The following is a 5,796-nucleotide window of genomic DNA, read 5'->3' as shown; positions in this document are numbered from 1 at the left end:
GGGGCACGGCGGGGACGCGGAAGAGTTGTGGGGGCTTCGCGCCGCGGATCCGCAGGCCCGTACGGGGCAGGCGGGCGCGGCGGGGGCGAAGGGCACGGGCGCGAAGGGCGATGCGACGGCGGGACCGGGTTCCGGTCCGCTGCTGCCTCGCAACCGCGACCTGGTGAAGCGGTACTTCGGTGGTCGGTAGTCCAGCAGGGGGAATCGACGTGGCAGCGGAGCTTCTGAGTCCCGCCGAGGCACAAGGCGCGGCGGATGTAGCCTCCCGGCTCAAGGCCGGGCTCAACCAGGTGATGCTCGACCAGGAAGGGGTCGTCGAGCAGGTCGTGGTGGCAGTGCTCGCCCGGGGCCACGTGCTCCTGGAGGGCCTGCCCGGCCTGGGCAAGACGGAGCTGTGCAAGGCCCTGGCGCGGCTGCTCGCGCTGCCCTTCCGCCGCATCCAGTTCACCCCCGACCTCTTGCCCGGCGACATCACCGGCACCTACGTGCTGGAGGGAGAGGCCCGCCGCGACTTCGTCTTCCGCGAAGGGCCCCTCTTCGCGAGCCTCGTGCTCGCGGATGAAATCAACCGCTCCAGCCCGAAGACGCAGTCCGCGCTGCTGGAGGCCATGCAGGAGCGCTCGGTGACGGTGCTGGGCCAGACGCGGCCCCTGCCCGACCCGTTCTTCGTGCTCGCCACGCAGAACCCCATCGAGCTGGAGGGCACCTACCCGCTGCCCGAAGCGCAACTGGACCGCTTCCTCTTCCGCATCCTGGTGCCGCCCGTGGGCGCGAAGACGCTGCGCACCCTGCTCACCACGCGCGTGCGCGGCGCGCCTCCCGCGCAGGAGCCCGTGCTGGACGCGGAGGGCCTGTCGCGCCTGTTCGCCGCCGTGGACCGCGTGCACCTGCCCGGCCCGGTGGCGGACTTCATCGGCCGGCTGGTGGAGGCCTCCGACCCGCGTCAGGCCTCCGCCCCCGACGCCGTGCGCCGCTTCGTGCGCTTCGGCGCGAGCCCCCGCGCGGCCCTGGCCCTGGCCGCCGCGGGCCGCGCGCTCGCGCTCCTGAACGGCCGACCCAACGTGGGCTTCGATGACGTGGTGGCCGCCGCCTCCTCCGTCCTCAACCACCGGCTGGTGCTGGCCTACGAGGCCTCCCTGGAGAAGGTGACCGCGCCGGACGTGGTGCGCGAGCTGCTCAAAGCCGTCCCCGAGGTGCCCCGTGGCTAGGCGCGTGCTGCTCGCCGTGGGCCTGCTCTGGACGACGCTCGCGGGCGCCACCGATACGCCTGCGACGGCGGTGACCGCCATGGCGGAGGCCGCGGAGGCGGCGGACAAGGCCTCCGGCTACCGCGAGGTGGTGGAGACGCCGGAGACCTTCCCCGAGCAGGGCGACCTCAAGGCCACCCTGCGCTCCGTCACGCTGGTGCCGCAGCGGGGCTACACCCCCATCCAGGTGACGGTGCACAACAGCAGCGGCCAGCCGCGCCCGGTGCGCCTGTCCATCCACAGCCAGGGGCGCGTCACGGAGCGCTCGCTCCAGTTGGGGCCGCGCGAGCGCGTCGTCACCTACCTGATGCTGCCCTCGGACATCCAATCCGGGCAGCTCCACATGGACTCGCCCGGGATGCCCACCGCCACCGAGGGCTTCTACCTGGACAGCTACCGGGGCGCGCGCGTGATGGTCCTGGGCGACTTGAAGTCCTTCGTGAGCACGACCCAACTGGACCGCGCGGAGGAGAACCGGGAGCCGCTCGTCGCTACGCGCTTCCTTGATGCGCGCGTGGCCCCTCGCGAACTGGCCGCGTACGTGGGCTACGACGCAGTGCTCGTGACGGCGCCGCCGGGAGAGGTGCCCGACGACGTCTGGGCCGTGCTGGAGTCCTTCGCGCTGGTCGGCGGCCGCCTGGTGCTGGCCCAGCCGCCGGCCAATCCGCGCCTGCACTTCCCGCTGCTCCAGGACACCGACGCGGAGCTGGCTTCGTATGGCTTTGGTCAGGTGCGCCAGTTCCTCGGCTGCCGTGACACGCCCGGGTTGTGCGGGCAGCGGCTCGCGGAGGATGCGGCCGGGGCGTCCGGCGTGGTGGTGCCCGCGGGGCCGCCACCGCGGTGGGACCGCAGCAGCCTCTTGCGCGACGGGAGGGCGCCACTATTGGAAAGCGCGCGCGCGCCCGTGGGCCGCTTCATGCTGCTCATCTTCCTCTTCACGCTCGCGGCGGGCCCGGGTGGATTGATGCTCGCCCGGCGCAAGGGGCCGCTGGCGGTGCTCATCGCCGTGCCCACGCTGGCGGCCATCACGTGTCTGGGACTGGTGGCCTGGTCGGTGCTGGTGGACGGCTTCCGCGTGCACGCCGCGCGCTACAGCCTCACGTTGCTGGACCGCGAACGCTCGCGCGCGGTGACGGTGGGCCTCACCGCCTGGTACGCCAACCTGACCGAAGGGGGCGTGAGCATGCCCGCCTCCAGCGTGCTGTTGTCCCCCATGGAGCCGGAGGATCCGCCGAGCGGCCTGGACTGGACGCGGGGGATGGTCCTGCGCGACAGCTTCCTGCCCTCGCGCACCTACCGCGAGTGGGGCGAGGTGGCCGTGCTCCCGTCGCGGGCGCGGCTCACCGTGCGCAAAGCGGAGGACGGGATCGTCGTGCAGAACGCGTTGGGGGCGGCGGTGGAGGCGGGCCGCGTGCGCTTCCAGGGACAGCTCTGGGACCTGCCCGCGGTGGCGGATGGCGCCGAGGCGAAGGCCGAGCTCATCACCAGCGAGAAGAACGTGGCGCTGCTCGACCTCGAACAGAATCATCCGTTGAGCCTGACGTACCAGCCGGGCCTGCGCTTCCCGGCGGCGGCGTCGGCGCTCGATGGCGACCTGCCCGATGGCGACTTCCTGGTCCGCCTGGGCGGCCGGGGCTTCGCGCCCACGGCGGCGGTGGACGTGGATCTGGAGGCGGGGGTGCACCTGATGCGCGGTGGGTTCGAGGAGGTGCGGCCATGAGCCTGTTGGAAGTGAAGGGCCTGCGGCGCGACTATGGAGCGCTGCGCGCGGTGGACGACGTGACCTTCTCGCTGGAGGCCGGCGGCATCCTGGGCTTCATCGGTCCCAACGGCGCGGGCAAGAGCACCACGCTGCGCATCCTGGCCACGCTGGACGTGCCAACCGCCGGAGAGGTGCTGCTGGACGGCAAGTCCCTGGTGGACGCGCCGGATCAGGCCCGGCCGCTGCTGGGCTACATGCCGGACCGCTACGGCACCTACGACGACGTCACCGTGAGGGAGTTCCTGGACTTCTTCGCGCGCGCGTACGGGCTGAAGGGCGCGCAGCGGCGGCAGCGGGTGGACTCGGTGATGGAGTTCACGGGGTTGATTCCCCTGGCGGAGAAGCTCACCACGGAGCTGTCCAAGGGCATGCGTCAGCGCGTGGCCCTGGGGCGCACGCTGCTGCATGACCCCCGGCTGCTGTTGCTGGACGAGCCCGCGGACGGCCTGGATCCCCGGGCGCGCATCGAGCTGCGGGAGCTGCTGCGCGCGCTGGCGGATCAAGGCAAGGCGGTCATCATCTCCAGCCACATCCTCACGGAGCTGGCGGAGATCTGCGACTCCTGCGTCATCATCGAACAGGGGCGCCTGCTGGCGCAGGGGCGCGTGGAGGACCTGCTGCGCTCGGGCGCGGACGCTTCCCAGGTGGTGGAGCTGGTGGTGCGTCTGGCGGCGGGAGCCGAGGGCGAGGCGGTGGGGGCTCGCGCGGAGCGGCTGATGTTGGAGCAGCCGCGCGTGAAGGACGTGACGCGCGAGGCGAGCGCGCTGCGGGTGCGATTGGAACTGGAGCCGGGCTCGGGCCCGATGCAGGCGGAGGCCGCCGCGGCGGCGCTGCTGGCGGCGCTGGTGGCGCAGGGGTTGCCGGTGTGTGCCTTCAGCCCGCGCGAGCGCAACCTGGAAGATGCCTTCATGACGGTGACGAAGGGGAGGGTGGCGTGAGCACGCAAGCAAGTCCGGCGTCGGGTGCGTCCGAGGCGGTCCCCGTCTCCCCGGCCGGGGTGTCCGACCGGTGGGAGAAGTGGGGCGACCGGCTCAACCCGCTGGTGGTGAAGGAGGTGCGGCAGGGGCTGCGCACGCGCGTCTTCTGGGTGTGCTTCGGGCTGCTCTTGCTGTCGTGCCTGGTGCTGTCGCTCATCGCGTACGTGAACACGCGGGGGACGTCGTATTCGCGCGAGGGGCGCACGTACTTCTTCTCCTTCTTCGTGTGCCTGGGGCTGGTGCACTTCGGGGTCATCCCCTTCAACGCGTACCGTTCGCTGGCGCGCGAGCGCGAGGACGAGACGTGGTCGCTGCTGCTGCTCACGGGGCTGGGGCCCCGGCGCATCCTGGGCGGCAAGGTGACGTCCTTCCTGGTGCAGGCGGCGCTGTACGCGTCGGCGGTGGGGCCGTTCCTGCTGTTCAGCTACTTCCTCAACGGCATCGACCTGCCCACCATCCTGATGGTGTTGATGCTGGGCGGGGCGTGGCTGATGTTCCTCACGTTCGCGTCGGTGTGCGCGGCGACGCTGGCGGACGGGCGGCTGGGGCGGGCCTTCGTGCGCTTCGCGCTGGTGGCCGCGCTGGTGGTGACGTTCTTCCAGGCGCTCACCTTCATCTTCGTGATGACGGAGGGCCGGGGGCGCGGGTTCTCCTTCGACAAGGAGTTCTTCCTGGCGCTGGGCGCGGGGCTGTGGCTGCTGCTGTCGGACGGGTGGCTGCTGTTCGAGGCGGCGGTGGCGCGGCTGTCGCTCGTGACGGAGAACTACACGCGGCATCCCCGGCGGGTGCTGGTGGTCCAGACCGTGCTGACGTTCCTGGGCGTGGCGGCGGTGTGGTGGTTGCTGGACCGGGACCACGACGTCCCGAGCGTCGCGGGCATCCTGGGCGGGCTGCACCTCATCCTCACCGGCCTCTTCACGGTGTCGGACGTGGATGGCCAGTCCCGGCCGCTGCGCGCGGGCACGCGGCCCTGGTCGCTCTTCAGGACCGGCGCCCTGCGCGGCTTCCGGCTGTCGGTGTTGCTGCTGCTGGGCTGGGCGGCCGGGTGCGCGGGGCTGCTGTGGGCTTCGGACCCTTCGACCGAGGGAATGCGCATGGGGATGGCGCTGGTGGCGCTGGCGCTCTACGGCGTCATCTACCTGTCGGTGGCGCTGCTGCTGGGACGGATGCCGAAGTCGAGCCGGTTCGCTTCTCCCGTGTCGGTGCGGTTGCTCTTCGTCGCGGCGGGGGCGCTGGGGGCCGGGGTTCCTCCGCTGCTGGCGGTGTTCCTGGGGCTGGAGGCGGGGGACGAGTTGATCAACCTGCTCAACCCCGTGGTGGGGACGCTGAACTTCGGTCGCTATGACTGGAATGATCCGTCCGGTCTCCGGATGCCGCCGGAGCTGCTGTTGTGCGTGGCCCTGGTGGCGCTCCTGTGCGCGTTCGCGGCGGACCGGGTGCTTGTCCGGCGCGAGCGTGAGGCCCACGCGCCGTGAGTTCGCGGCTGGACGAGGCGGAGGTGGCGCGGCTGGTGCCGGGGTTGAGCCTGGCGCTGCCGCGCGTGCCGCAGCGGGGACGGGTGGGCGAGGTGCGCGCCACGTCCGCGGGCAGCGCGATGGAACTGCACGACTTCCGCATGTACCAGCCGGGAGACGACCTGCGGCAGCTCGACTGGAACGCGGTGGCGCGCACGGGGGACCTGGTGTTGCGCGTGCGCCAGGACGAGGTGTCGCCGCGCGTGGAGGTGCTGCTGGATGGTTCGCGCAGCATGGGGCTGTCGCCGCGCAAGGCGGCGGGGGCGCGCGAGGTGGCGCTGCTCACGGTGGAGGTG

General features: G+C 72.1%; 5 protein-coding genes and 1 pseudogene. All 6 read left to right on the top strand.

Translation table 11 applies throughout. From position 1 onward, the window contains the following. Window positions 1-190, top strand: a pseudogene (locus D7X74_RS38825) (hypothetical protein); the annotation flags it as partial. A gap of 19 nt (window positions 191-209) precedes the next feature. After that, window positions 210-1,208, top strand: a complete 999-nt coding sequence (locus D7X74_RS38820; RefSeq protein WP_120537990.1) for a MoxR family ATPase — start codon at window positions 210-212, stop codon at window positions 1,206-1,208. After that, window positions 1,201-2,967 carry a hypothetical protein gene (locus tag D7X74_RS38815; RefSeq protein WP_147446844.1) on the top strand — a complete coding sequence of 589 codons (1,767 nt, stop codon included), beginning with the start codon at window positions 1,201-1,203 and terminating at the stop codon, window positions 2,965-2,967. The genes D7X74_RS38820 and D7X74_RS38815 overlap by 8 nt, the downstream gene beginning before the upstream one ends. Continuing rightward, window positions 2,964-3,947: an ABC transporter ATP-binding protein gene (locus D7X74_RS38810; RefSeq protein ID WP_120537988.1), complete on the top strand. Its 984-nt coding sequence runs from the start codon at window positions 2,964-2,966 to the stop codon at window positions 3,945-3,947. Before D7X74_RS38815 ends, D7X74_RS38810 begins: the two co-directional genes overlap by 4 nt. After that, complete coding sequence (locus D7X74_RS38805) at window positions 3,944-5,461, top strand: ABC transporter permease (RefSeq protein ID WP_199732953.1); 1,518 nt, start codon at window positions 3,944-3,946, stop codon at window positions 5,459-5,461. The genes D7X74_RS38810 and D7X74_RS38805 overlap by 4 nt, the downstream gene beginning before the upstream one ends. Next, on the top strand, window positions 5,458-5,796 hold a 339-nt coding region (locus D7X74_RS38800), incomplete at its 3' end, for a DUF58 domain-containing protein (RefSeq protein ID WP_147446843.1). The genes D7X74_RS38805 and D7X74_RS38800, both read left to right, overlap by 4 nt.

It is taken from the genome of Corallococcus sp. CA047B (assembly GCF_003612065.1).
GTDB lineage: Bacteria > Myxococcota > Myxococcia > Myxococcales > Myxococcaceae > Corallococcus > Corallococcus praedator.
Note: the sequence above shows the minus strand (reverse complement) of the source record. Positions and strands in the feature narration are given on the sequence as shown.